This window comes from Stenotrophomonas sp. GL_111, from assembly GCF_057835245.1.
This window is the reverse complement of sequence record NZ_CM174421.1, coordinates 4169259-4196104: the sequence shown is the minus strand read 5'-3', so window position 1 is coordinate 4196104 and position 26846 is coordinate 4169259. Positions and strand designations below refer to the sequence as shown.

The window sequence follows — 26846 nt, the reverse complement described above, 5'->3', positions numbered from 1 at the left end:
AAAAAAAGGCCCGGATCGCTCCGGGCCTTTTCAATGCACTGCCATTACCCCATCAACCGCCCGGCGCGAAAGCCAGCGTGCGGCGGGTGGTGACCGGTGCGTTGACCGGTTCGAACTTCCAGCGTTTGACCGCGTTGAGCGCCTCGCGATCGAACACGCGCGAAGGGTTTGCGCGCAGCACGCGGGCGTTGGTGACCGAGCCATCGGTACCGACGGTGATCTCCACCAGCACTTCGCCCGACGTGCCCGAACGCAGCGCCTCCGGTGGGTAGCGCGGGGCCGGGGTGCTGACCGGGCGCAGGCTCGGTGCGGCCGCGGCGGCTGCAGGCGCCTGGCGGGCGGCGGCGGCCTGCTGCGCGGCGGCCTGCTGCTGGCGCTGCTCGGCTTCGCGGCGGGCGGTCGCCTGACGCTCGGCGTCCTGGCGGTCGGTATCGCGGCGTGCGGCATCCTGCTGCGCGGCGATCTTGCTGGCGGCATCGGCCTCGCTGGCCTGCTGCTGGGCCAGGCGCTGCTGTTCGGCCAGCTGCTTGGTGCGGCTTTCAGCGTCCTTCTTGACCTTGTCGGTCTCTTCCTGGGTGCGCTTGAGCGCGGTCTGCATGCTACCGCTGATGCCTTGCTTCAGGCGTGGCAGTGCCGGTGCCGTGGCGTCGACCTTCTCGATCAGCGCGACCAGCCGTTGCGCTTCGGCAAAGTCTTCGCGGGCCAGGCTCTGCTCGGCGGCGATCAGGGTGTAGGGCAGCAGGTCGGTCAGCGCGCTCTTCACCGAGGCGTCGTCCGGGGTCTTGTCACGCAGCGCCAGGTAGTACTCGATGGCGTTGTCGCCGGCCGGGGCATACATGCGGTTCTCGCGCAGGGCCTTGCTGGCCAGTTCGCGCAGCTGTTCGGTGCCCATCGACTGGACCTTGGCCGACACCGCCGGTGCGGCGGCGACGGCCGCCGGCGTGGCGGCCGGTGCAGCGGGTGCGGCCGGGGCCGGTTCGTCCTTGCCCGAGCAGGCGGCCAGTGCCACCAGCAGGGTCAGCGGCGCAAGCAGGCGCGCCTTGGCAATCGTGTTGACGTGCGACATCCAACTCCCCTTTGAATACGACGATACGTAAGACCCGATGCGGTCGGGCCGACCGAGGCCATGAACGTTTCCCGTCGTCCACGGCGGTATGGCAGGTGTGCAATCTAGCATCACCGCGCCCGGCCCGGGGCCGGGCGGCGTGGGCAGGCCGGCAGCGTGACCGCTGCCGGCGCCGCCGGGCAAGCCTCAGTGCGCCGAGGTCTTGCTGGGCGTGGCGTTCATCAGCTTGTCGGTGTAAGCGATGCCGATCGCCGACAGGATGAAGGCGGCATGGATGATGGTCTGCCACATCACCCCGGTGGAGGTCAGCCCGGTGGTGCACTTGAACACCGCGGCGGCGGCCGGGCCCTGCGCGGCCACCACGGAGGCGACGGCCTGGATGTAGCTTTCGCTGTTGCACGAGGGCAACGCGTCCAGGCTGCCGGCGGCGATGAAGGTCTTCAGCAGGTGGATCGAGGAGATGCCGATGATCGACAGCGCCAGCTTCACCTTCAACACGCTGGCGTTGACGTGGCTGAGCCACTCCGGCTGGTCCGGGTGGTTTTCCAGACGCAGGCGCGAGACGAAGGTTTCGTAGCCACCCACGATCACCATCACCAGCAGGTTGGAGATCATCACCACGTCGATCAGGCCCAGCACCAGCAGCATGATTTCCTGCTCGCCCATGCTGTTGGCCTTGTGCAACAGGTGCCACAGTTCCTTGCCGAACAGGAACACATAGACGCACTGGGCCAGGATCAGGCCCAGGTACAACGGCAGCTGCAGCCAGCGCGAGGCGAAGATCAGGGACGAGAGCGGACTGATGGTCTGGCGGTTCGAGCTCATGTGGAATGCTGCGTTGCGGGGGACGCCGCAGGGTACCGGGCCGGATTGACCCTGCCAACCCAACCGACGGACTAGACTTCAGTTTCCTCATCCGCTGAGCCGTCGCCATGATCGACCTGTATTACTGGCCTACCCCGAACGGTCACAAAGTCACGCTGCTGCTGGAAGAACTCGGCCTGCCGTACCAGATCAAGCCGGTCAACATCGGCGCCGGCGACCAGTTCAAGCCGGAATTCCTGGCGATCTCACCGAACAACAAGATGCCGGCGCTGGTCGACCACCAGCCCAGCGATGGCGGCGCCCCGCTGAGCGTATTCGAGTCCGGCGAAATCCTGCTGTACCTGGCCGAGAAGACCGGTCGCTTCCTGCCGGCCGACAGCCGTGGCCGGGTGGCGGTGCTGGAATGGCTGTTCTGGCAGATGGCCGGGCTGGGCCCGATGAGCGGGCAGATGGGCCACTTCAATGTGTACGCGCCGGAGCATATTCCGTACGCCATCGAACGCTATAACAACGAGGTGCGCCGCCTGCACGGGGTGATGGACAAGCGCCTGGCGCAAACGGCCTATCTGGGCGGCGCCGACTACAGCATCGCCGACATGGCCAGCTACCCCTGGATCGGGGCCTACGACAAGCTGCCGGTGGACTTTGGCGCCTTCCCCAACCTGCAGCGCTGGCACGCCGCCATCGCCGCGCGCCCAGCCACCCAGCGGGCCTACGCGCTGCGCCAGCAGGTCAACCCGGACGCCGGCAAGCCGCTCAGCGAAGAAGAGCGCAAGCACCTGTTCGGCCAGCGCTGACCCTTCCGCGCCGCACCGGGGTAGTGCCGGCCGCTGGCCGGCTCCAGGCGGCGCCATGCAACCCGGGGAGCCCACCCGCACCCGGCACGACCGGGACGGTTTTGGTTAGGATGGGGCGCTCCCTTGCCGCGCCCGCGCGCCGGTGGGGAACGCCCAGACGCTGCCGGAAACCTTCATGCGCCACCTGTTTGCCTCGCTCGCCCTGATGATTGCCTCCACCTCGATAGCCCACGCCGAAAAGCTCACCCTGGAAGCCATCACCGGCCCGTTGCCGCTGTCCGGCCCGACCCTGATGAAGCCCAAAGTGGCCCCGGACGGCTCGCAGGTCAGCTTCCTGCGCGGCAAGGAAGCCGACCGCAACCAGCTGGACCTGTGGACCTACGACATCGCCAGCGGCCAGACCCGCCTGCTGGTCGATTCCAAGGTGGTGCTGCCCGGTACCGAAACCCTCAGCGATGCCGAAAAGGCCCGCCGCGAGCGCCAGCGCATCGCCGCGATGACCGGCATCGTCGATTACCAGTGGTCGCCGGATGCGCGCACCCTGCTGTTCCCGCTGGGCGGCGAACTGTACCTGTACGACCTGGGCAAGCAGGGCCCGGCGGCGGTGCGTCAGCTCACTCACGGCGAAGGGTTCGCCACCGATGCGAAGCTCTCGCCCAAGGGCGGTTTCGTCAGTTTCGTGCGCGCCCGCAACCTGTGGGTGATCGAGCTGGCCAGTGGCCGCCAGATCCAGCTGACCCGCGACGGCAGCGACACCATCGGCAACGGCGTGGCCGAGTTCGTGGCCGACGAGGAGATGGACCGCCACACCGGGTACTGGTGGGCACCGGACGATTCGGCGATCGCCTTCGCGCGCATCGATGAAAGCCCGGTGCCGGTGCAGAAGCGCTACGAAATGTATGCCGACCGCACCGAGATGATCGAACAGCGCTACCCGGCCGCCGGCGACCACAACGTCACCGTGACGCTGGCGGTGATCGCACCGCAGGCCGATGCCGCACCGCGCTGGATCGACCTCGGCCGCAACCCGGACATCTACCTGGCGCGCGTGGACTGGCGCGACCCGCAACGGCTCACCTTCCAGCGCCAGTCGCGCGACCAGAAGCAGCTGGCGCTGATCCAGGCCGACCTGGGCAGCGGCAAGCAGCAGACGCTGATCACCGAAACCTCGAAAACCTGGGTGCCGCTGCACAACAGCCTGCGCTTCCTGGAGCAGGGCGGTTTTGTGTGGTCCTCCGAGCGCAGTGGTTTCGAGCACCTGTACCGCGTGTCCGAAGATGGCAAGCAGGTCACCGCGCTGACCACCGGCGCATGGCCGGTGGACGAGCTGCTGGCCGTGGACGAAGCGGCCGGCACGGTCTACTTCAGCGCGGGCGTGGAGTCGCCGCGCGAAAGCCAGATCTACGCCGTGCCGCTGCAGGGTGGCCCGCTGCAACGCCTGTCGCAGGCACCGGGCAAGCACAGCGCCAGTTTCGCGCGCAATGCCAGCGTCTACGTCGACAGCTGGTCCAGCACCACCACGCCGCCGCAGATCGCCCTGCACCGCGCCAATGGCGAGAAGATCGCCACGCTGGTCGAGAACATCCTGGCCGATCCCGCCCATCCCTACGCGCGTTACCTGGACGCACAGCGCCCGGTCGAGTTCGGCATGCTCAAGGCGGCCGACGACAAGACCGACCTGCACTACAGCGTGATCAAGCCGGCCGGTTTCGATCCGGCCAAGCGCTATCCGGTGGTGGTGTACGTGTATGGCGGCCCGGCCAGCCAGACCGTCACCAACAGCTGGCCCGGTCGCGGCGACCACCTGTTCAACCAGTACCTGGCTCAGCAGGGTTATGTGGTGTTCTCGCTGGACAACCGCGGCACCCCGCGCCGAGGCCGTGATTTCGGCGGTGCGCTGTACGGCGTGCAGGGCACCGTGGAAGTGGCCGACCAGCTGCGTGGCGTGGCCTGGCTCAAGCAGCAGAAGTGGGTCGACCCGGCGCGCATCGGCGTGCAGGGCTGGTCCAACGGCGGCTACATGACCCTGATGCTGCTGGCCCAGGCCTCGGACAGCTACGCCTGCGGTGTGGCCGGTGCGCCGGTCACCGATTGGGGCCTGTACGACAGCCACTACACCGAGCGCTACATGAACCTGCCGGCCAACAACCCCAAGGGGTATGAGCAGGCCCGCGTGCTGGCCCACATCGACGGCCTGCGCTCGCGCCTGCTGCTGATCCACGGCATGGCCGATGACAATGTGCTGTTCACCAATTCCACCGCGCTGATGAGCGCGCTGCAGCAGCGCGGCAAGACCTTCGAACTGATGACCTACCCGGGTGCCAAGCACGGTCTGTCGGGCAGCAATGCGCTGCACCGCTACCGCCTGGCCGAGGAATTCCTGGGACGCTGCCTGGCGCCGTAAACGCACTGCCATCCCACCGGCTCGACAAGGAGGACGCCGATGACCCCGCCACCCGCGCTACCCGGGGACCGTTGCACGGAAGGATGGTGGTGCCGCCACTGGCGTTGGGCGATGCCGTTGAGCGTGCTGCTGGCGGTGCTGTCGCTGGCCGCAGCGGTGGGCGTCGCGCTATGGATGTGGTCGCACGGCAGCCGCAGCAGCGCGCCCTACCAGGAGGCCATGCGGCGCGCGCGCTGCAGCGTCGAGCTGGTGGCTGAGCTGGGCGAACCCATCCAGGATGGCTACCTGCCTGCCGGCAGCATGTACCGCGATACGCAGGGCAGCACCAGCCAGTTCGAAGTGGCGCTGTCGGGCCCGCAGGGCGAGGCACGGATGTTCCTGGAGGCCCGCCGCGGCGCGGAGGGGCGCTGGGACTACCCGGTGCTGTACGTGCTGACCGAACAGCCAGAAGCCATCGACCTGACCGCGCTGGACGATGCCGAGGCGGCCACGGTGTGCGCCTTGCAGGAATGTCGTGCCAACGGCGACTGCCTGGGGCCGGCGTTGCCGGGGCTGGAGGTCTGAGCGGGGCATGACCTCCGGCCGATTGCCGCCTGCGGCGGGAGTGGTAGGGTCGCAGGCATCCGTTCCCGGGAGTTCTGCATGAAGCCGCTCGTCCTTGCCATTGCGTTGGTCCTTTCCGTTCCCGCCGCGCTCAGCGCGCCGCCGGCCCTGGCCGCCGCGCCGGCCGCCAGCAAGACGCCCGCCAGCCCGGCCTGGGTGACCCGCAGCAACCAGCTCGCGCAGATCCTGCTGGACGCGCAGGGCCCGTTCCAGCCGGAGGAAACCGGCTTCTTCGGCGTGCCCGGCTACGACGACAAGGTGTCCGATTTCGGCCCGGACAACGATGCCCGCTACCGTGCCGCGATGGCCAAGGCGCGTAGCGAACTGCAGGCCAAGCTCACCACCGAGCGCGATCCCAACGTGCGCCAGGACCTGGCGATCATGATCGCCGCAGCCAGCCAGAACATCGAAGGCAGCGAACTCAACGAGAAGTACCTGCTGCCGTGGACGGACACCCCGCAGACCGTCTTCAGCGGCATCAACCTGCTGCTCTCCGACCAGGTCCCGGCCGAGCGCCGGGCCAAGGCGCTGGACCGGCTCAAGCGCTATGCCGGCCTGCTGCCGGGCAGCCAGCCGGTCACCACGCTCTCGCGCCAGCGCTATGAAGAGCGGTTGGCCGACAAGAGCCTGCTGCAGCCGACCCGGCTCGAGGTCGAACAGTCGCTGGCCAACGTGGATACCTACATCACCGGTATCGAGCAGTTGTTCGGCAAGTACAAAGTGGCCGGTGCCGACGAGGCGCTGAAGGCCATCGCCACCCAGCTGCGCGCGTACCGCGACTGGACCCGCGCTGAAGTACTGCCCAAGGCGCGCACCGACGCGCGCCTGCCGGCACCGCTGTATGCCTACCAGTTGAAGCAGGTGGGCATCGATATCGACCCGGCGCTGCTGATGCAGCGGGCGCAGCTGGAGTTCATGGAAACCCGCTCGGCGATGCGCCAGCTGTCACCGCTGGTGGTGCAGGCCAAGGGCCTGAAGGTGAGCGATCCGACCGACCCGGTGGCGGTGGTGCGCGCGCTGAAGGGCGACAAGATTCCCGATGACCAGCTTGAGCACCACTACCGGGGCGTGATCGATGCGATCGACCCGATCATCCGCGCGCAGAAGATTGTCGATGTGCCGCAGCGCCCGATGCAGATGCGGCTGGGTTCGGCCGCGGAAAGCGCCGCCTCGCCGGCCCCGCATTTCCTGCCCGCGCCGCTGGTCGGCAACACCGGCCAGCAGGGCACCTTCGTGCTGCCGCTGGGCAACCCGGCCGCCGGCGACAAGGCCGCCCAGTACGATGATTTCAACTTCGGCTCGGCGGCGTGGACGCTCAGCGCGCACGAAGGCCGCCCCGGCCACGAACTGCAGTTCACCGCGATGGTCGAACGCGGCATCTCGCTGGCGCGCACCATGTTCGCGTTCAACTCGGTCAACGTCGAAGGCTGGGCGCTGTATGCCGAGGCCGAGATGGTGCCCTACGAGCCGCTGGACGGTCAGCTGATCGCGCTGCAGTTCCGCCTGCTCCGCGCCGCCCGCGCGATGCTTGACCCGATGCTCAACCTGGGCCTGATCGACCGCGCCAACGCCGAGCGTGTGCTGGTGGACGAAGTGGGCCTGTCCAAGGCGATGGCCACCCAGGAACTGGACCGCTACATGGTGCGCATGCCCGGCCAGGCCGGCAGCTACTTCTACGGCTACACCCGCATCCTGGAACTGCGCATGCAGACCGAACTGGCGCTGGGCCAGAAATTCGACCGCATGGCGTTCAACAACTTCCTGCTCGACCAGGGCCTGTTGCCGCCGGACCAGCTGGCCAAGGCGGTCAACGAGGTCTTCGTACCGAAGTACAAGGCATCCGCCAAACGCTGACCGGGCAACGGGCAGGTACCGACCATTTCAACGCGGTAGGTACCGACCGTTGGTCGGTACGCCTCAGCGGGTCGGTACGCCTCAGCGCTGAGGCGTAATCGTCTGCGTCGGCAACCGTGCCGGCGCGGCCGGATTGGGTACCCAGATCGCCACGCCCGCCGCACGCTTCTGGGTGGTCGGGATGCCGATGCCGACACCACCGCCCACGTGCGAACCGTAGCTGCCGGCACCCACCGACATGCCCACCGGTGAGCCACTGGAGCCGGTGCCGATCAGCACCACACCATTGGCGCCCAGGGCGGCGGCTTCACGCTTGAGCCGCAGAATCGCGGCATCGGTCTGGCCCTGCGTTCCGAAGCCCACCGCGCTGGAGGATTCCAGCTGGGCGATATCGATCGAACCGGCGGGCGGCGTGGAATAGATCTGCACGGTGGCCGGATCGACCGGCGCGCGGACCTGGCCGAGCATCACCTTGGACGTACTGGCGCAGCCGCCGAGGGCCAGCAGCAGGCCCAGCAGTGCAGCGGATCGGATGTTCATGGCGTCACCCCTGTCGGTTGGCCGTGCCGCACCCGGAGGGGCGCGGCGTGAAGGAAGGCACGGCAAGCCGGCCCATGGCGCGATCATCGGCGCTGGCCACTGAATCGGTGCCAACGTCTCGGGTCTCACGCTATCACTGTCCGGGTGAGGCCGTCGGCATGCCGCGCTGCGGTCGTGACGCGGTCTTGCAGGGCGATGATTAGGCTATGGTGGATGAACGCAACCACCAAGAGGAGCCGGGCATGGGATTGATCAGTCTGTTGTGGGGGATCCTGGCGCTGCTCTGGATGATCCTGGCGCTGATCCCGCTGCTGGGCTGGGGCAACTGGTTCCTGATCCCGTTTGCCGCGGTGGGGGCGGTGATCGCCGCGCTCGGCATCCTGTTCACCCATCCGACCAAGCGCGGCCGCGCCTGGACCGGGCTGGTCCTGAACGGCATCGTGGTGATCGTGGGCATCGTCCGGCTCAGCCTGGGCGGTGGCATCGTCTGACTGCGACCGTCGGTCGCACCGGGCCGACGCCGGCCGCCATCGGCGTAGAATGAGCGCCTGCCGCACACGGCTCCGCCGTCGGCCCACGCCCGCCCAGGCGCCATTCCCGCACCGATGATCATTCGCCCTCGTCCACACGGCTGGCAACTGCTGTACATCCTGCGCGGCTCCATCGTCCCGGCGGTGGCGCCCAAGGTGCTGTCGATCCTGCTGCTGTCGGTAGCCGTGGCCGCCCTGGCCGAGCTGTGGCACCCGCCCGGCATCGAACGCGTGTCAGTGGCCCCGTTCACCCTGCTCGGGCTGGTCCTGTCGATCTTCCTGAGTTTCCGCAACAACGCCTGCTTCGAGCGTTGGTGGGAAGGCCGCAAGCTGTGGGGCCAGCTGGTCTATGAATCGCGCAGCCTGGCGCGCCTGTGCAGCGCGCTGTTCGCCGATGACGCGCCGCGCCGTGAACGCGTGTGCCGGCTGGGCATCGGTTTCGCGCATGCGCTGGCAGCCAAGCTGCGCGGCCGCGACAGTGCACTGGCCGCGCTGCCATGGGTGCCCGACGATGCCCAGGCACGTTTCGGCGAACGCCAGAACGCGCCCGACCAGCTGCTGGCGATGATCGCCGCCGACCTGGCGCAGGCGCTGCGCGAGGGCCAGCTGGATCCGATCCTGTACAGCCAGTTCGAAACCCGCCTGCATGCCATGTCCAGCATCCAGGCCGGCTGCGAGCGGATCCTGTCCACCCCGCTGCCGTTTGCCTACACCCTGCTGCTGCACCGCTGCGCCTGGCTGTTCTGCGTGCTGCTGCCGTTCGGCCTGGCCAGCGCGCTGGGGTGGGCCACGCCGGTGGTGTCGGCGGTGCTGGCCTACGCGTTCTTCGGCCTGGACCAGCTCGGCGAAGAGATGGAAGAGCCGTTCGGGCTGGAGCCCAACGACCTGCCGCTGGACGCGCTGGTGCGCACCATCGAAATCGATCTGCTCGACAGCCTCGGCGTGCGCCCGCTGCCCGCGCCGCTGCAACCGCATCGCTACCTGCTGCAGTAAGCCTGCCGCGCCCCACCGAATTCCGCTACGGAGCATCCCCATGGCCCACCCCGACTACCGCCCCCGCCGCATGCGCCACGATGAGTTCTCACGCCGGTTGATGCGCGAGAACACGTTGACCACCGACGACCTGATCTACCCGGTATTCGTGCATGAGCTGGACGGTCGCGCACCGGTGGCGTCGATGCCGGGCGTGGAGCGGCTGTCGATCGAGGAGCTGCTGAAAGTGGCCGAGGAAGCGCTGGAACTGGGCATTCCGGTGATCGACCTGTTCCCGGTGATCGATCCGGCCGGCAAGTCGCTCGACGCCGCCGCGGCGTGGGACGAGAACGGCCTGGCGCAGCGGGCGATCCGCGCGCTGAAGTCGCGCTTCCCCGAGTTGGGCGTGATGACCGACGTGGCGCTGGACCCGTACACCACCCACGGCCAGGACGGCATCATCGATGACACGGGCTACGTGCTCAACGACATCACCGTGGAGGCGCTGGTCAAACAGTCGCTGTCGCATGCCGCGGCCGGCGTGGACATCGTCTCGCCGTCGGACATGATGGATGGCCGCATCGGGGCGATCCGCCGCGCGCTGGATGCCGACAATCACCTCAACGTGCGCATCATGGCGTACTCGGCCAAGTACGCCTCGGCGTTCTACGGCCCGTTCCGCGATGCGGTGGGCAGCTCGGCCAGCCTCGGCAAGGCCGACAAGAAGACCTACCAGATGGACCCGGCCAACGGTGACGAGGCCCTGCGCGAAATCGCGCTGGACCTGGAAGAGGGCGCGGACATGGTGATGGTCAAGCCGGGCATGCCCTACCTGGACCTGGTGCGCCGGGTGAAGCAGCAGTTCGGCGTGCCGACCTTCGCTTACCAGGTCAGTGGCGAGTACGCGATGATGAAGGCCGCCTTTGCCAATGGCTGGCTGGACGAGCGCGCCTGCGTGCTGGAGTCGCTGATCGGTTTCAAGCGGGCAGGCGCCGATGGCGTGCTGACCTATTTTGCGCCGCAGGTGGCGCGTTGGCTGCGCGAACGCTGACAATACGCGCCGACACAGCAACGGGAAGAGCAATGACGCAGACGATGGGATGGGTGCAGTGGGTAACCTGGGGCACCGGCGTGCTGGTGTTCGCGGTGGTGATCGGGTTGGTCATCCGCGGTGTGCTGCGCGCGCGCCAGCGTCCGCCGGAACAGCCCTCGGCAGCGGCACGGATGGCGCGCGAGGCGCAGTTGTCGCCGGCCCTGCAGGCGCAGCTGGCCGCGTTGAACCAGCGCAAGGACCACGGGGAGATCAGCGAAGCCGAGTACGAACAGCAGCGCGCCGCCCTGCTGCGCAGCGCCTGACACCCCGCAGGTAGAGCCACGCCATGCGTGGCTGCTTTACCGCCACGCGCGACCCCGTCAGGGGCAGACACCCGCCGGCGCCGCCGGCGTCTTCATCCGGTACAGATCCAGCCCGCCGGCACGCGGCGCGCGTGCCATGCCCGCCACCACCAGTTCCGACGGCTTGGACGCATCCACCACCGGTGCACCGGTCTGTCCGTCGGCCGTATTGAACGACAGCGCCAGCGGTGTCGCCGGCTGGCGGTAGTCACACCCCACCAACCACACCTGCGAGGTGGCGCCGGTGACCCGGGTGATCGCCAGCGCCCCGCTGGTGTCCAGCCAGTCGCCACCCAGCTCGTCGGCCGCGCTGTTGAGCGGGGCCGGCAACGCCGCCACCGTGCTGAAGCCGTTGTCCTTTACGGTCGCCAGATACAGATCGAAGCCGCCGTGGGTGCCCTTGCCATTGCGCGCGAACAGCAGTGCCTGGCCGTCCGGACGCATCGCCGGGCGGCGCTCGTCGGCGGCGGTGTTGAGCGTCACCGGCATCGCCATGACCGGCCCGAAGCTGCCATCGCCGCCCACCCGCACCCCGTACAGGTCCAACCCGCCGCGCCCGCCGCTGCGGTTGGAGGCGAAGTACAGCCACCTGCCGTCACGACTGAAGTACGGGTCGACCTCGTCGCTGGCGGTATTGAGTGCAAGCGGCGTGGGGTCCTGCCAGCGTCCGTCGCGCAGCACCGCCTGCCACAGGTCCCAGCCGCCGGCGCCCCCGGCGCGGTCGGAGGCCCAGACGATGCGCTGGCCATCCGGGGCGATCGTGGCCTGGGCCTCGTTGGCCTTGGTCGAGACCACGCCCATGCCTTCGATGCCGAATTCGGAAAGCGCCCTTGCCTGTGGCGCGAAGAGTAAACTGATGCTCAGCGCGAGCAGTGACAATGGAGTGCGCATAGCCGCTTCTGTTGGGGGTTTGCGTTCCATTCTAGGCCCGGAGCAGGAAAACCCATGACCGCCGACCGTTACGCCGTATTCGGCCACCCCATCGCGCACTCGCAGTCGCCGCACATCCACAGTGTGTTCGGCCGCCAGGAGGGCATCGCGCTGGATTACCGCGCCATCGATGCCGCGCCCGCCGATTTCCACGCCGCGTTGGAAGCCTTCGCGGCCGAGGGTGGCGTGGGCGCCAACGTCACCGCGCCGCACAAGGAAGCCGCGTTCGCGCTGTGCACCACGCTGACCTCGCGTGCGCGCCGGGCCGGTGCGGTCAACACCCTGCTGCGCAAGGGCGACCGCTGGCACGGTGACACCACCGATGGCATCGGCCTGGTGCGCGACCTCACCGACCGCCACGGGCTGGACCTGCGTGGCCGCCGCACGCTGCTGATCGGTGCCGGTGGTTCGGCGCGCAGCGTCGCCCCGGCCCTGCTGGATGCGGGCATCCTGGAGCTGGTGGTGGTCAACCGTACCCCGGAGCGCGCCGATGCGTTGATCGACGCGATGGGCGAACCGGGCCGCGCGATCACCCGCTACTGGGAAGACATCCGCGAACTGGGCGACTTCGAACTGATCGTCAATGCCTCTTCGGCCGGCCACGACCGCGCCAACGAGTTCAAGCTGCCGCTGTCGCTGGTCAACAGCATGACCACCGCAGTGGACCTCAACTACGGCGAAGCGGCCATCGCCTTCACCGCCTGGGCGCGTTCGGCCGGGTGCCGCAACGTGGTGGACGGGCTGGGCATGCTGGTCGAGCAGGCCGCCGAGAGCTTCCTGCAGTGGCACGCGGTGCGCCCGCAGACCGACGCGGTGTACGCCGAACTGCGCGGCCAGCACGCGCTGGCCGGCGAGGACTGAGCGGCATGGACATGGACCTGTTGATCTCGGTGCTGGGCATGACCGTCACGCGCCTGCCGATCCTGATTGCCCTGGCGATCTCGGTGGTGTGGGTGATCGATACCCCGGCCACCACCGTGCGCAACGTGGCGCTGTGGTCGCTGGCGCTGCTGGCCGCAGCCAACCTGGCCGGGCTGGTGCTGAATGTGGTGCCGATGTGGCTGGTGCAGCAGGGCAGCTTCGAATCAGTGCGCAGCATGTCGATGTGGCTGGGCATGGGGCACTTCGTGCTGGGCCTGGTCGACGCGCTGGGCGTGGTACTGCTGGTGTGGGCGCTGACCCGCACGCTGCGCAACCGCAACGCCGTGGCGGCGGGCTGAACACCGGACCTGCATCCCGGATCTGAACCGGCGCGGAAATCCGCGCCGGTGTCCGCGCCCCGCTCGTGAGAAAATACCCGCCGTGATCCAGGCAGGTAGCTCCCGGCGTGACCGAAAAAGTTGAAGCCCCGCGCGCGCTGAACGACGAGCTCAAGACCGTCATCCGCGACGCCTACGCCAAGCTGCAGGCCAATACCCCCGGCTTCAGCACCCGGCGTTCGCAGAGCCAGATGATCGGCGTGGTCTCGCGTGCGCTGGCCAATAGCGGCGGCGTCGGCGTGGTCGAAGCGCCCACCGGCGTGGGTAAATCGCTGGGCTATCTGACCGCAGGCGTGCCGATCGCGCTGGCCACCAGGAAGAAACTGGTGATCAGCACCGGCACCGTGGCGTTGCAGTCGCAGCTGTTCGAGCGCGATATCCCCAATTTCCTCAAGGCCACCGGCATCGAGGCGACCGTGGCGCTGGCCAAGGGCCGCACCCGCTACCTGTGCACGCGCAATGCCGCCGAGGCGCATGGCGATGGGGCGCAGGAAGGCATGTTCGAAGACGAGCAACCGCTGTTCGACCGACCGCTGGCGCCAATCGAGATGGACCTGGCCCAGAAGCTGAGCAAGGATTTCCTGGAAGGCCGCTGGAACGGCGACCTGGACAGCGCGCCGGAGACCATCAGCGCCTCGCTGCGCTCGCGCATCACCACCCCGGCCTCCGGCTGTGCGGGGCGCAAGTGCGCCTACTCGGCGCAGTGCGCGGTACTGCGCTCGCGCAACACCGTGCGCGAAGCGCAGATCGTGGTCACCAACCACGCGCTGCTGCTGTCGGCGCTGTCGATCGGCGAAAGCGACAACGGCCAGCCGTTGATCGCACCGCCGTCGGACATGCTGCTGGTCCTGGATGAAGGCCACCACATCGGCAGCGTCGCCATCGACCAGGGCGCGGCCAGCCTGGCGCTGGACGAGATGGCCAAGCGCACCGGTCGCCTGCAGATCGTGATCGCCGCGGCCTACCGGGCGGTGGACAAGGACAAGCTGGGCAACCTGCTGCCCAATGAAGCGATCGAAGTCGCCGCCAAGGTCAGCAAGCAGCTGAAGATGTTCCGCGATCTGATCAGCCGCAGCTGGCAACCCGACCCGAGCGCGCAGGAGCCGATGTGGCGCGCGCCGAACGGCCGCCTGCCGGAGAGCTGGATGGCCGATATCGAAGGCATCGCCGACGATACCCGCGCGCTGTTCAACTGGGCCCACGCCGCGCATGCGCAGGTGGCCAAGGGCAAGCCCGAGGACGCCGCGCGCGAGCGCCTGCAGCGCACCCTGGGCATGGCGTTGGAGATGATCGAGCAGCAGCACAACCTGTGGACCGCCTGGCGCCGCGAGGACAAGGACGGCCAGCCGCCGATGGCGCGCTGGGTCACCCTGTCACGCGATGGCGACCTGGTGCTGCACGGCTCGCCGGTGTCGGCGGCCAACGTGCTGCGAAAGCTGCTGTGGGACGAAGTGGATTCGGTGGTGATGACCTCCGCCACGCTCACCGGGGGCGGTGACTTCCAGGCGCTGGCAATCGACAACGGCATCCCGGGCGAGGCCGAGATGGTCTCGCTGTCCTCGCCCTTCGACCTGCCCAACCAGGCCCAGCTGATCGTGCCCGCGTTCCCGGTCACCCCGGACGACCGCGAGGGTCATCCCAAGGAAGTGGCCAAGTACCTGGTCAAGGAACTGGACTGGGACAAGGGCAGCATGGTGCTGTTCACCTCGCGCTGGAAGATGGAAAAGGTGGCCGAGCTGATGCCGGCTGCGCAGCGCAAGCGGGTGCTGGTGCAGGGCGAGGGCGCCAAGCAGAAGATGATCGACGAGCATCTGCGCCGCACGGCGGCCGGCGAGGGCTCGGTGCTGTTCGGCCTGAATTCGTTCGGCGAAGGCCTGGATCTGCCCGGCGAGGCCTGCACCACGGTGGTGATCACCCAGGTGCCGTTCGCCGTCCCGACCGACCCGCAGACCTCGACCTTGAGCGAGTGGTTTGAAAGCCGCGGCCTCAACGCCTTCAACCTGATCGCGATCCCGCACGCGCTGCGCACGCTGACCCAGTTCTCCGGGCGCTTGATCCGCACCTCCACCGACACCGGCCGCGTGATCATCCTCGACTCACGCCTGCTGACCCGCCGCTACGGCAAGCGCATCATCGATGCACTGCCACCGTTCAAGCGGGTGATCGGGTAAGCCCGGTAGCGCCATGCCACGCATGGCGGCTCTTCATTCCGACGCCATGAACGCCTGACGCACGCCTTCGTTCGGCCACCGCGCAGGCGGATGCATCTGCGCGGCTGTCGCCGCGATAGCCACGCATGGCGTGGCTCTACCCCGATGCGGTAGTGCCACACCATGCGTGGCAATGCCTTTCAATCGTCCAGCTTCGACAGATCCCGCACCGCGCCCTTGTCCGCACTCGTGGCCAACAACGCATATGCCTTCAACGCGCCGGTGACCTTGCGTGGGCGCGCCTCACGCGGCTTCCAGCCAAGCGCATCCTGTTCGAGGCGGCGTGCCGCCATCGTGGCTTCATCCACCAACAGATCAATGCGCCGCGCCGGAATATCGATGCGGATGCGATCACCGTCGCGCACCAGCCCGATGGCGCCACCCGCGGCCGCTTCCGGCGATGCGTGGCCGATCGACAGCCCCGAGGTGCCCCCGGAAAAACGCCCGTCGGTGAGCAGCGCACACTGCTTGCCCAGGCCCTTGGATTTCAAATAGCTGGTGGGGTACAGCATCTCCTGCATGCCCGGGCCGCCCTTGGGGCCTTCGTAGCGGATCACCACCACATCCCCGGCCACCACCTGGTCGGCGAGGATCCCGGCCACCGCGGCGTCCTGGCTTTCAAACACCCGCGCCGTACCCTCGAAAATGTGGATCGAATCATCCACACCGGCGGTCTTCACCACGCAGCCGTCCAGCGCCAGGTTGCCGCGCAGCACCGCCAGCCCACCCTCGGCCGAATAGGCATGGGCGACGGCGCGGATGCAGCCCTCGGCACGGTCCACGTCCAGCGTCGGCCAGCGCGTGGCCTGGCTGAAGGCAACCTGGGTGGGGATGCCGGCCGGCCCGGCGCGGAAGAACGTCTGCACGGCCTCGTCCGCACTCACCGCCACGTCCCAGCGCGCAATCGCATCGGCCAGGGTGCGGCTGTGCACGGTCGGCACCCCGGTATGCAGCAGGCCCCCGCGTGCCAGCTCGCCGAGGATGCCGTACACGCCGCCGGCGCGGTGCACGTCTTCCATGTGGTACTTGGGGCTGTTCGGGGCCACCTTGCACAGCTGCGGCACGCGCCGCGACAGCGCATCGATGGCATGCAGATCGAAATCCACATCCGCCTCCTGCGCAGCCGCCAGCAGGTGCAGGATGGTGTTGGTGGAACCGCCCATCGCGATGTCCAGGGTCATCGCGTTCTCGAAGGCGGCGCGGGTGGCGATGCCGCGCGGCAGGGCGCTGGCATCCTCGCCGCCGTACCAGCGGTGGCACAGCTCCACCACCAGCCGGCCGGCGCGGCGGAACAGCTGCTCGCGGTCGGCGTGCGTGGCCAGGGTCGAGCCATTGCCGGGTAGCGACAGCCCCAGCGCTTCGGTCAGGCAGTTCATCGAGTTGGCGGTGAACATGCCCGAGCACGAACCGCAGGTGGGGCAGGCGGCGCGCTCGTACTCGGCGACCTTCTCATCGCTGGCGCTTTCGTCGGCGGCGATCACCATCGCGTCGACCAGGTCGAGTTTGTGTTCGGACAACGCGGTCTTGCCCGCTTCCATCGGCCCACCGGAGACGAACACCACCGGAATGTTCAGGCGCAGCGCGGCCATCAACATGCCGGGGGTGATTTTGTCGCAGTTGGAAATGCACACCAGCGCATCGGCGCAGTGCGCATTGACCATGTACTCCACCGAGTCGGCGATGATCTCGCGGCTGGGCAGCGAGTACAGCATGCCGTCGTGGCCCATGGCGATGCCGTCATCCACCGCGATGGTGTTGAACTCCTTGGCCACGCCGCCGACCTGCTCGATCTCGCGCGCCACCAGCTGGCCCAGGTCCTTGAGGTGCACGTGGCCGGGCACGAACTGGGTGAACGAGTTGGCGATGGCGATGATCGGCTTGTGGAAGTCGCCGTCGGTCATGCCGGTGGCGCGCCACAGGGCGCGGGCGCCGGCCATGTTGCGGCCGGCGGTGGAGGTGCGGGAGCGGTATTCAGGCATGGGGCTGGCAGGATCTGGCGGGCCGTGGGGGCGCGATTCCCCTCGATTCTGCCGAAAAATCTCGGTTGCGTTTGCAACCAAGCCGTCGGCACCGCTGGCGACGAATGCTGAAACGGTGTTCATGTTTCCGGGTGGGCCGGTTTTGGTTGTCCGGCCCGATCAGGCATGATTGAGGGGATAACCGCACGAGGGGGCATGACGCCATGAAACGTTCCAGGACCACCGCGCTGCTGCTGATGAGTGCCGCGCCGCTGCTGTTCACCGCCTGCCAGAAGGACGCTGCCGTCCAGGTGCAGGAAGGGCTGTATACCTCGGTGCAGGCCTGCACCGAAGCCACCGGTGACCCGTCCAGCTGCCGCAACGCCTTCGCTGACGCACAGAAGCAGTCCGCCGACGCGGCCCCCAAGTACGCCTCGCGCGCGGCCTGTGAGGCCGAATACAACGCCGAGCAGTGCGTGGAACAGAAGACCTCGACCGGCCAGTCGTTCATCGGCCCGATGATGATGGGCTTCTTCATGTCGCAGATGCTCAGCAACCGTGGCGCCGGCCTGGCCCAGGCCCCGGCGTCCAGCCCGGCCTACCAGGACAAGGCCAAGGGTTGGGCGCGCCCGGCCCCGGGTGGCAGCGGCGGCTTGAACACCGCCAGCGGCATCGGCGCCGGCAAGGCCGGGCTGGCCCCGGTCTCGGCCACCCCGAACCGTGCGGTCACCGCCAGCCGTGGTGGCTTTGGCAGCAGCAGCGCCAACCGCAGCAGCGTCGGCGGCTGACCCATGCAGCGCGTGCGTATTGCCGAGCGCAGCCAATGGCGCGCCCGGGCCGAGGAATCGGGGTTCCGCTTCCACACCATCGACGGCCTGCCGTACTGGGATGAAACCGCGTACTACGCCTTCACCCTGCGTCAGATCGAGCAGGACATCGAAGACCCCAGCGCCGAGCTGCATGCGATGGCGATGGGCCTGGTCGATGAGGTGGTAGGCAGTGAACAGCTGATGGACCAGTTGGCGATCCCGGTGGCGTTCCGCGACTGGATCGCCGCGAGCTGGCGCCGCCGCGAGCCGCATCTGTACGGCCGGCTGGATTTCGCCTACGACGGCACCGGCCCGGCCAAGCTTTATGAGCTTAATTACGACACCCCGACCTCGCTGTTCGAAGCGTCGTTCTTCCAGTGGCAATGGCTGGAAGACCAGCGCAACCAGAACCGCCTGCCGCCGCACGCGGACCAGTTCAATGCGATCCACGAAGCACTGGTGGCGCGCTTTGGCGAACTGTCCGCGCAGCTGCCGCCGCCGCTGTACTTCAGCGCGATGGGCAGCTCGGAGGAAGACCAGGGCACCGTGGCCTACCTGCGCGACTGCGCGGCCCAGGCCGGGCTGCGGGGTGAGAGCATCGCCATTGAAGACATCGGGCTGTCCGAAGACGGCCGCTTCACCGCGCTGGACGACACCGTGATCGGCAGCCTGTTCAAGCTGTACCCGCTGGAAGACCTGATGACCGAGTCGTTCGGCCAGGCCCTGCCGGGGGCGGGCGTGCAGCTGCTGGAGCCGGCCTGGAAGGCGATCCTCAGCAACAAGGGCGTGCTGCCGTTGCTGTGGGAGCGCCACCGCGGCCATCCCAATCTGCTGGCGGCCGAGTTCGACGACCGCAGCGCGTTGCCGCGTGGCTGGGTGCGCAAGCCGCTGTTCTCGCGCGAAGGCGCCAACGTGGCCATGCACCTGGCCGACGGCAGCTGGCAGGAAAGCGAAGGCCCGTACACCGGCCCGGCAATCCGCCAGGCGGCACATCCGCTGACCGCGTTCGACGGCGGCTACCCGCTGGTCGGCAGCTGGGTGGTGGGCGACCAGGCCTGCGGCATGGGCATTCGCGAGGACAACAGCCGCATCACCCGCGACAGTGCGCGGTTTGTGCCGCACGCGATCATTGATGAAGCCCCGACGCGGATTTACGTGTGATGGTAGCGCCATGCCATGCATGGCTGCTCTCCGCTCCGGCGCCATGAACGCCTGACACACGCCTTCGTTCCGGTACAGCGCAGGCGGATGGATCTGCGCGGCTTTCGCCGCGATAGCCACGCGTGGCGTGGCTCTACCTATGTGCTTCGGATGCGTTTGGTGGGGCCATGCCATGCATGGCTGCTCTCCGTTCCGACACCATGAATCCCTGACGCATGCCTTCGTTCCAGCATCGCGCAGGCGGAGGGATCTGCGCGGCATTCGCCGCGATAGCCACGCATGGCGTGGCTCTACCCATGGGCTTCGGATGCTTCTGGTAGAGCCATGCCATGCATGGCTGCTTTCCATTCCAACACCATGAACGCCTGACACACGCCTTCGTTCCGGCAGCGCACGGACGGAGGGATCTGCGCGGCTGTCGCCGCGATAGCCATGCATGGCATGGCTCTACCTATGTGCTTCGGATGCATTGGGTAGAGCCATGCCATGCATGGCTGCTCTCCGTTCCGGCACCATGAACCCCATGACACACGCCTTCGTTCCGGCACAGCGCAGGCGGATGAATCTGCGCGGCTTTCGCCGCGATAGCCACGCATGGCGTGGCGCTACAGCAGGCCGTCGCGCTTGACCGCGAGGTAGCGCTCCACCAGCGCGCCGGGCAGGGCGTCGGCGGTGACGTCGAGCACCATCACGCGATGGCTGCGCAGGGCTTCGTGGGCGTCGTTGCGCTGCTGCAGGTAGCGCGCGATAGCACCGGCCTGGGCAGCGTCCTGCAGGGTCTCCACCGGCTGCGTCAGGGCATCGTCCAGCTCGCGCTCGCGCAGGCTGGCCACGCACACCAGGTGCTGGCGCTGCAGCAGACGCACGGCGGCGAGCAGGTCTTCGATGTCCTCATCGCGCACGTTGGTGACCAGCATCACCAGCGAGCGTCGGCGCTGGCGCAGGGTCAGCTCGGTGGCGGCAGCCAGATAGTCGGTCGCCACCGGTTGCGGCTGCAGGTCATAACTGGCCCGGAGCAGCGTATCGATCGCGCCCATACCGCGCTTGGGCGCCACCCAGCGGGTATCGCCACCGCTGGCGAACAGGCCCACGCCATCGCCCTGGCGAAGCGCCAGATAGGACACCACCAGCGCGGCATTGAGCACGTGGTCGAAGTGCGACAGGCCGCCTTCGCTGGCCATCATCCGGCGGCCGGTGTCGATCATCAGCAGCAGCTGCTGGTTCTTCTCGTCCTGGTACTCGCGCGACACCAGCTTGCGTGCGCGCGAAGTCGCCTTCCAGTCGATCTGGCGCAGGCTGTCGCCGATGCGGTACTCGCGCATCTGGTGGAAATCGGTGCCTTCGCCGCGGCGTCGCTTCAGGTGTGCGCCGACCAGCCGCGAGGCCTGTTCGGCACTGAACAGCGCGAACCGGGTGAGCGGCGCGAAGTTGGGATAGACCCGCACCGTCAACGCAGGTGGCAGCAGCCGGCGCTGTCGCCACAGCCGCCACGGTGCGTGCAGGCGCAGGTGCACGCCCTCGAACACGAAGCGTCCGCGCGCGGTGGGGGTGAGCCGGTACTGGAAGCTGCTGGCCACCAGCGGCTTGAGCCGCAGCGCCTGCGGCAGGCCCTGCAGCGACCAGGCGCCGGGCACCAGGTCGAACACGTCCACGCGCTGGTGGTGGCTGGATTCCAGCCGCAGCGTGACGCTGCGCTCGACGTTCAAGGCCAGTGCTTCAGGCAGTTCACGCTGCACCGTCGGCGCGGGACGCCGCCACAGCCGCAGCAGGTCGATCAGCGCCAGCAGCGCGATGCCGGCCGCGGCCGCATACCAGCTCCACGCCGGCCAGTACCCGAGCGCGACCGGCAGCCCGAGCAGGCCCCAGCCGGCGAGCAGCACCAGCAGCAGCGGCGCGGGCCTCATCGCGGGCACCTGCGCACGGGAACAGGACGGCCCAGAGTCATTGACGGGGGGCTTCCACCTTGGCCAGCAACGCGGTCAGTGCATCGTCGGCGGACTGGCCTTCGATCTGCAGTTCCGGGGCCAGTGCGATGCGGTGGCGCAGCGCCGGCTTGGCGATGTCGCGCACATCGTCGGGGGTGACGAAGTCGCGGCCGGACAACACCGCCTGCGCACGCGCCGCACGCACCAGTGCGATGCTGCCGCGCGGCCCGGCACCGAGCGCGATGCCCGGCCAACGCCGGGTGGCAGCGACAATGCGCACCGCGTAGTCGATCACCTGCGGGTCCACCGTGATCGCGGCGGTGGCCTGCTGCAGCGCGACCACATCGGCCGCGCTGAGCACGCGCGGTACCTGCGACAGATCGAAGTCCGAGGCGCTGCGGCCGGTGGTGATCGCATCGACCATGCGCTTCTCATCTTCCAGCGAGGGATAGTCGATCATCACCTTGAGCAGGAAGCGGTCCAGCTGCGCTTCGGGCAACGGGTAGGTGCCTTCCTGCTCCACCGGGTTCTGCGTGGCCAACGCCAGGAACGGCGGGCTCAACGCGAACGACTTGCCCTCGATGGTGACCTGGCCTTCCTGCATCACTTCCAGCAACGCGGACTGGGTCTTGGCCGGCGCGCGGTTGATTTCATCGGCCAGCAGCAGGTTGGTGAACACCGGGCCGCGACGGATCTTGAAGCTTTCCGACTTGGGGTCGTACACCGCATGCCCGCTGACATCGCTGGGCATCAGGTCGGGGGTGAACTGCACGCGCCCGTAGTCCAGCTCCAGCGCCTGCGCCAGCGCGCGCACCAGCAGGGTCTTGCCCAGCCCGGGCACGCCCTCGATCAGCACGTGGCCACCGGCGAGCAGCGCGATCAGGATCTGGTCGAGCACCTCGGGCTGGCCGATGAAGGCGCGGCCGACGGCATCGCGCACGGCATCGACGCGTTCGACCAGGCCCGGCCCGGCCAATGCCGGCGGGGACGGTTCGGAGGGAAGCAGCGGCGGCGGAACGGTCGGCTCGGTCATAGCAGGTTTCTCATCTGGATCAGCAGGCGGATGCGGTCGCGCAGGCCGGCGACGTCGTGGGCAGCAGGGGTCTGCAGGGCGGTGTGGACGCGGGTGTACGGCCAGTCCAGCAGGCCGGCGATGGCCATGGCCTGGGCCTCGCCTGTGAGCGCGGCCGCGCTCGGCGCACGCCGCCGCAACCGGGCCAGGAACGCGCGTAGCACCGCGTCATGCAGCAGGGGTGCGCGGCCGAAGCGCAGCAGGTGTTCGCCACTGGCACGCACGTGTTCCAGCAGCGAGCGGCGTTCGACCGCCGGCGATGGCAACACGCTGCCGAGCCGCTGCGCGCGCTGCCACAGCCAGCCCAGCAGCGCCAGCAGCAGTGGCACCCAGACCGGCCAGCCCTGGTAGAACAGCCGTTGCCACAGCGATGGCGGGCGCGCGGCGTAGATCAGCCACGTCGTGCCCTGGCCGTAGTTGGGCGCGAGCACGTAGCGGGTCAGGTCGCGATGGGCCTTGTCGTGCAGGCCGTCGATGGCGTTGTTCTTGGGGTCTTCGTCGTCGAACGGACGTACGTTGCCCTTCATGAATTCCAGGTCGGCCAGGACGTCCACGTGGCCGGCACCGTGGCGCAGCCGGGCGAACACCAGGCCGTTCTCGTCATCGCCCCACTGGCGTGCCATCTGCATGCCGGGCGCGGCCTGCACGCCGAAGCGACGGCCTTTGCAGAACTCGACATGGTGCGGATCGTCGCGCACATGGAACGCCTGGCAGGCGCCTTCATAGCCGATGCTGTCCACGCCCAATGCGTCCAGCAATGGACCGTTGTCATCCAGATCGGCAGACGTCAGCGGCGGTGTACGCAGGACCAGGTGGCCGCCACGTTCGACCCAGGCCAGCAGCGCCCGTGCGCTCGGCGGTGTCAATTCAGCGCTGTGCTGCAGCAGCACCACGCTGTCGTGCGGCTGCAGCGCCATCGCCGCCAGGTCCAATCGCGGCCGCGACTGCACGGTAATGCCGTCGGCGCGCAGCGCCTGGCCCAGAACGTACAACGGGTTGTAGCTGGCCTCACCCTGCGGCGGCAACCGCTCCACCTCGGTGACCTGTTCGTGGGTGCGCAGGAACAGCACCGTCAACGGCACTGCCAGCACCAGCGCGACCAGGGCCACCAGCAACCAACGCATGCGCAGGCTCATGCGCGCCACCGGAACTGCTGTTGCAGGGTAGTGGCCAGGTCATCGAATGCCGCCTGGCTGGGCAGGCGGCCGGCATAGGCGGCGTACTGCCACATCCGCACGATCTGCGCGAACAGATCGCGGTCGGTTGCGTCGGGCATGCGTCGCGATGCCCGCAGGCACTGCGCCTCGGTGGCACCGGGCGGCAGCGTGCTCTGGATGCGCTCGCTCATCGAGGCCACGCTGGCCCGGTACAGCAGCGCCAGCGCCTGGCGCGGCCGCCCTTGCTGCCACAGCGCACGGGCGCGTGTGGCGACATCCGGCGGCACTTCGTCGGGAACCAGAACCGGGTCTTCGAGCACGCGTGCGCTGGCCTCGCGCTGCGCACGGCCACCCCCGCGCAGCCAGGGCAGCCAGCGCCGCGCGGTCAGCAGCAGCACCAGCAGCAATCCACCGACCATCACCCACAGACCCCATTCGGCAATCCGCGCCGACCAGCGCGCCAAGGCATTGGGCAACTGCTTGCGCAGGCGGTCCTGCTCGGCGGCGTCCTTGGCCTTGTCCTTGTCGGCGTCCTTGTCCGCCTGCAGCGACTTCCACTTGGTCACGCTGCGGGTAGGGCTCTGCAACGGGTCTTCATAGGCGCGCTGCACGGCCTGGCGGAAGCCGGCGGTATCGGCGGTGCTGTCGGCAAAGATGCGCTCGGGGGTATTGGCCGGATCGTTGGCGTAGTCGAGCGTCGATTCGTCGACGTCCTCGTCCTCGTCCTCGTCCCCGACCTCGTCCACATCCGCTTCGTCGTCCTGGGCACCGTCATCGGGTGCCGCGGACGCTGGGGCCTTGCAGCTTGGCGCCGTGTCACCCGCCGCCTGGGCATGCACGGTCGCACCCGGCCAGACCAGCACCAGTGCCAACACCAGCAGTGGCGCGGCCTGCTGCAGGCGCTCGCGCAGGCGACGGAAGGCGATCTCCACATCCCACGCTTCCAGCTCGGTGCGCCGGTTGAGGTACAGCCCAAAACCCGCGCCAACATAGAACGGGCCGATCAGCAGCGCGGCCAACCAGAACACCAGGTTCAGGCCCAGCCGCGCCCACGCCGGGGTGTCGTGCTGGATCATCTCCCACGCCGCGCGCCAGGAGTCGGACAGCAGTTCCAGGGGAATGAACAGGAACACCGCGGCGATTGCACCGACCACCAACACCAGTTCGAACGCCATGCAGGTGCCGGTCAACAGCAGCGCATGACCGAAGGTCGACCCGGCAATGGCGCGCCGACGTTCGCGGCGGTGCTCCGGATCGGTGCCTTCGAGCAGATTGACCGGCAGCATCAGCGAACGCAGCGCACTGAAGCGACGCCAGCCCAGATACCCCCAGAACCCGGTGGTGCCCCAGTGCTTCTGCGCGCGCAGGGTCTGCAGTGGTCCGGGTACGTCACCGAACACGCCCCGCGAGACCACGTACAGCGTGAGGCGGTCGAACAGCGGTTTCAGCCACCACATCAGCAGCCACGCCCAGCCGAACGCGTCTGCCCACCAGGCCAGGGCATTGAGCACCGCGAACAGCGGCAGGCCCAGCAGCAGCGAGGGCAGCCAGATCGCACGCGCATGCCGGCGCACCAGTGCGGTGCCCAGTTCCATGGCTTCCCAACCGCTGCGCGCGCGCAGGGCGACGTTGAGCTGGTCAATGCGCACGGCTGCTCCCGCGTCCGCCCCGCCACAACCACAGCGCCACCAGCGTCCACAGCACGGCCGCCACGCTGAACTTGCCCCACGCCGGTACTTCGGCAATGGACGACCAGAACGCTTCGATGAAGGCGGCCACCAGCAGCATCGCGACCACGCCCAGGCACAGCCGAGCGCCGATGCGGCCACCTTCGACCAGCGCATCGATGCGGCGGCGGCGGCCCGGGGCCAGCAGTTTCATGCCCAGCTGCAGGCCGGCGCCACCGGCGATGACGATGGCCGTCAGCTCGAACGAACCGTGCCCGACCACGAAGCGCCAGAACGGGTCGCCATGGCCGATATGCTGCAGGTGGCCGGCCACCGCGCCGATGGTCAGGCCGTTGAACAGCAGCACCAGCACCGTGCCGACGCCGGCCAGCAGGCCACTGGCGAAGGTGCGCAGACCGATGCTGATGTTGTTCATGATGTAGTAGCCGAACATCATCCAGTCGGTGCCGCTGTCGCGGCCCAGGTGTGGCGAGGCCGGGTCGTACATGCGTTCCATCGCGGCGATCTGGGCGTTGTCCATCAGTGCGTGGATCAGCTCCGGCCGCCATTGGATCAAGCCGAAGCTGGCCAGCAGCGGCACCACGAACAGGGCCGTGGCCACCCACATGCTGCGTGCCTGGCTGCGCACCAGCTGCGGGAAGTCGGCGAACAGGAATTCCACGGCGCGGCGCCAACGCGGCGGCGGGGTGCGGTACAGCAGCCCGTGGCCCTGTTGCATCAGCGCCTGCAGGCGCGCGACCAGCTGCGGGCTGTAACCGCGCTTGCGCGCCAGGGCCAGCTGCTGGCATAGCCGCCGGTAGTGCTGCGGGAAATCGGCATCGTCCAGGCCTGCGGCAGCCGGTTGCCGGCGCGCCCGACGGCCGGCGTCACCGCGGCTGGCCAGCCAGTGTTCCAGTGCCTGCCATTCGGCCTGGTAGCGCAGCACGAACTGTTCCTGTCTCATCGGCGCCCCAGCAACCAGTTGGCCATCGCGTACAGGCGCAGTACCCCGACCTGGCCCTGGGCGCCACTGAGCGGCTCGGCGATGGCGGCCAGTTCCTGCTGGCGCGGCGCGGACAGGCGCGGGGCCCGTTCGGCAAAGGCGACCACCGCGAGCTGTTCGGCCGGCTGCAGCGGAAGCGGCGGCGCCAGCACGCTGTCGATGGCGACGCTGGCTGCGGTCGTGCGTGGGCTGTCGTGGATCACCACGGTGCCGGCGACCAGATCCCCGAGGCGGCGGCCATGCGCATCGAACAGGCTCGACAGCAGCCCCAGCGCGTAGCCGAACGGCAGCATGTCCACGGTGCGCAGCAGGTTGCGGGTGATCGCGGCCATCCAGCCGATCGGCGCGCCGTCGCGCGCGACCACGCGCAGGCCCAGCGCGCGCTTGCCCAGGGTGCGGCCCCAGCAGGCTTCCTGCACGATGGTGTAGGCCCACATCAGCGCGAACATCAGTGCCAGGTAGAGGCCCTTGCCGAAGTCGCCAAGGAAGGCCAGCGGAATGCTCAGCATCGTCAACGCGCCAAAGCGCACCACGAAGTCGATCGCCCAGGCCAGCGCACGCGGCACCGGGCCGGCGGCCGGCAGCTGCAGCAGCACGCCTTCGGGCGTGATCACTTCACGGTAGGTATCCAGCATCGGTGCGCTCATGCGCACCCGGTGCGGGAGAAGGGGGCCCGGATTCCTCTCCGGTCGGCTGCCAGCGGCGGCAT

The 26846-nt window shown here is 68.5% G+C and carries 24 protein-coding genes; 13 read left to right on the top strand and 11 right to left on the bottom strand.

The window, feature by feature from the left end; all coding sequences use genetic code 11:
* Positions 1-52: 52 nt before the first annotated feature.
* Entirely contained in the window at positions 53-1066 is a 1014-nt protein-coding gene (locus AC3IPM_RS18635; protein ID WP_489301720.1) for an energy transducer TonB, read from the bottom strand.
* A 186-nt stretch (positions 1067-1252) separates the two neighbouring features.
* Complete coding sequence (locus AC3IPM_RS18630) at positions 1253-1891, bottom strand: TIGR00645 family protein (RefSeq protein ID WP_489301719.1); 639 nt, start codon at positions 1889-1891, stop codon at positions 1253-1255.
* Between the two features lie 107 nt (positions 1892-1998).
* Between AC3IPM_RS18630 and AC3IPM_RS18625 the strand changes: the two genes are divergently transcribed.
* The 4 genes from AC3IPM_RS18625 (at position 1999) to AC3IPM_RS18610 (ending at position 7549) form a co-directional block, all read left to right on the top strand.
* Positions 1999-2688: a glutathione S-transferase N-terminal domain-containing protein gene (locus AC3IPM_RS18625; RefSeq protein WP_489301718.1), complete on the top strand. Its 690-nt coding sequence runs from the start codon at positions 1999-2001 to the stop codon at positions 2686-2688.
* Positions 2689-2863: 175 nt separating this feature from the next.
* Entirely contained in the window at positions 2864-5092 is a 2229-nt protein-coding gene (locus AC3IPM_RS18620; protein ID WP_489301717.1) for a S9 family peptidase, read from the top strand.
* A 39-nt stretch (positions 5093-5131) separates the two neighbouring features.
* Complete coding sequence (locus AC3IPM_RS18615) at positions 5132-5656, top strand: cytochrome c oxidase assembly factor Coa1 family protein (protein ID WP_489301716.1); 525 nt, start codon at positions 5132-5134, stop codon at positions 5654-5656.
* 78 nt (positions 5657-5734) lie between these two features.
* Complete coding sequence (locus AC3IPM_RS18610) at positions 5735-7549, top strand: DUF885 domain-containing protein (RefSeq protein WP_489301715.1); 1815 nt, start codon at positions 5735-5737, stop codon at positions 7547-7549.
* An 81-nt stretch (positions 7550-7630) separates the two neighbouring features.
* Here AC3IPM_RS18610 and AC3IPM_RS18605 read toward each other — a convergent pair whose 3' ends face one another.
* The gene (locus tag AC3IPM_RS18605) at positions 7631-8089 is read right to left on the bottom strand and encodes a hypothetical protein (RefSeq protein ID WP_489301714.1); all 459 of its coding nucleotides are present in this window, start codon (positions 8087-8089) and stop codon (positions 7631-7633) included.
* Positions 8090-8331: 242 nt separating this feature from the next.
* Between AC3IPM_RS18605 and AC3IPM_RS18600 the strand changes: the two genes are divergently transcribed.
* From AC3IPM_RS18600 to AC3IPM_RS18585, 4 genes are all read left to right on the top strand, one after another.
* The gene (locus AC3IPM_RS18600) at positions 8332-8580 is read left to right on the top strand and encodes a hypothetical protein (RefSeq protein ID WP_489301713.1); all 249 of its coding nucleotides are present in this window, start codon (positions 8332-8334) and stop codon (positions 8578-8580) included.
* A gap of 114 nt (positions 8581-8694) precedes the next feature.
* On the top strand, positions 8695-9612 hold the full coding sequence (locus AC3IPM_RS18595; RefSeq protein WP_489301712.1) for a bestrophin family protein: 918 nt from the start codon (positions 8695-8697) through the stop codon (positions 9610-9612).
* Between the two features lie 40 nt (positions 9613-9652).
* On the top strand, positions 9653-10642 hold the full coding sequence (gene hemB / locus AC3IPM_RS18590) for a porphobilinogen synthase (RefSeq protein WP_489301711.1): 990 nt from the start codon (positions 9653-9655) through the stop codon (positions 10640-10642).
* Between the two features lie 32 nt (positions 10643-10674).
* On the top strand, positions 10675-10947 hold the full coding sequence (locus AC3IPM_RS18585) for an SHOCT domain-containing protein (RefSeq protein WP_489301710.1): 273 nt from the start codon (positions 10675-10677) through the stop codon (positions 10945-10947).
* A gap of 57 nt (positions 10948-11004) precedes the next feature.
* On the opposite strand, the gene AC3IPM_RS18580 is transcribed toward AC3IPM_RS18585, so the two are convergent.
* Positions 11005-11877, bottom strand: a complete 873-nt coding sequence (locus AC3IPM_RS18580; protein ID WP_489301709.1) for a TolB family protein — start codon at positions 11875-11877, stop codon at positions 11005-11007.
* Positions 11878-11931: 54 nt separating this feature from the next.
* On the opposite strand from AC3IPM_RS18580, the gene aroE reads away from it, so the two are divergent.
* The 3 genes from aroE (at position 11932) to dinG (ending at position 15346) form a co-directional block, all read left to right on the top strand.
* A complete protein-coding gene (gene aroE, locus AC3IPM_RS18575; RefSeq protein WP_489301708.1) occupies positions 11932-12777 on the top strand; it encodes a shikimate dehydrogenase in 846 nt (281 codons plus the stop codon).
* 5 nt (positions 12778-12782) lie between these two features.
* Positions 12783-13136, top strand: coding sequence for a hypothetical protein (locus AC3IPM_RS18570; protein WP_489301707.1), 354 nt, complete (start codon positions 12783-12785; stop codon positions 13134-13136).
* Positions 13137-13243: 107 nt separating this feature from the next.
* Positions 13244-15346, top strand: a complete 2103-nt coding sequence (gene dinG / locus AC3IPM_RS18565; RefSeq protein WP_489301706.1) for an ATP-dependent DNA helicase DinG — start codon at positions 13244-13246, stop codon at positions 15344-15346.
* Positions 15347-15525: 179 nt separating this feature from the next.
* Here the strand turns inward: dinG and ilvD are convergent, their stop codons facing one another.
* Positions 15526-17364 carry a dihydroxy-acid dehydratase gene (gene ilvD / locus AC3IPM_RS18560; protein WP_489301705.1) on the bottom strand — a complete coding sequence of 613 codons (1839 nt, stop codon included), beginning with the start codon at positions 17362-17364 and terminating at the stop codon, positions 15526-15528.
* 203 nt (positions 17365-17567) lie between these two features.
* Between ilvD and AC3IPM_RS18555 the strand changes: the two genes are divergently transcribed.
* On the top strand, positions 17568-18131 hold the full coding sequence (locus AC3IPM_RS18555; protein WP_489301704.1) for a DUF1190 domain-containing protein: 564 nt from the start codon (positions 17568-17570) through the stop codon (positions 18129-18131).
* A gap of 3 nt (positions 18132-18134) precedes the next feature.
* Entirely contained in the window at positions 18135-19313 is a 1179-nt protein-coding gene (locus tag AC3IPM_RS18550; RefSeq protein ID WP_489301703.1) for a glutathionylspermidine synthase family protein, read from the top strand.
* Between the two features lie 605 nt (positions 19314-19918).
* Here AC3IPM_RS18550 and AC3IPM_RS18545 read toward each other — a convergent pair.
* From AC3IPM_RS18545 to AC3IPM_RS18520, 6 genes are read right to left on the bottom strand one after another with little or no spacing between them, the layout of a single operon-like run.
* A complete protein-coding gene (locus AC3IPM_RS18545) occupies positions 19919-21217 on the bottom strand; it encodes a DUF58 domain-containing protein (RefSeq protein WP_489301702.1) in 1299 nt (432 codons plus the stop codon).
* A 37-nt stretch (positions 21218-21254) separates the two neighbouring features.
* Complete coding sequence (locus tag AC3IPM_RS18540; RefSeq protein WP_489301701.1) at positions 21255-22271, bottom strand: AAA family ATPase; 1017 nt, start codon at positions 22269-22271, stop codon at positions 21255-21257.
* Complete coding sequence (locus AC3IPM_RS18535; RefSeq protein ID WP_489301700.1) at positions 22268-23446, bottom strand: DUF4350 domain-containing protein; 1179 nt, start codon at positions 23444-23446, stop codon at positions 22268-22270. Before AC3IPM_RS18535 ends, AC3IPM_RS18540 begins: the two co-directional genes overlap by 4 nt.
* Positions 23443-25116 carry a DUF4129 domain-containing protein gene (locus AC3IPM_RS18530; protein WP_489301699.1) on the bottom strand — a complete coding sequence of 558 codons (1674 nt, stop codon included), beginning with the start codon at positions 25114-25116 and terminating at the stop codon, positions 23443-23445. Before AC3IPM_RS18530 ends, AC3IPM_RS18535 begins: the two co-directional genes overlap by 4 nt.
* On the bottom strand, positions 25106-26098 hold the full coding sequence (locus AC3IPM_RS18525) for a stage II sporulation protein M (RefSeq protein ID WP_489301698.1): 993 nt from the start codon (positions 26096-26098) through the stop codon (positions 25106-25108). The genes AC3IPM_RS18530 and AC3IPM_RS18525 overlap by 11 nt, the downstream gene beginning before the upstream one ends.
* Entirely contained in the window at positions 26095-26784 is a 690-nt protein-coding gene (locus AC3IPM_RS18520) for an RDD family protein (protein WP_489301697.1), read from the bottom strand. The genes AC3IPM_RS18525 and AC3IPM_RS18520 overlap by 4 nt, the downstream gene beginning before the upstream one ends.
* Between the last annotated feature and the right edge of the window lie 62 nt (positions 26785-26846).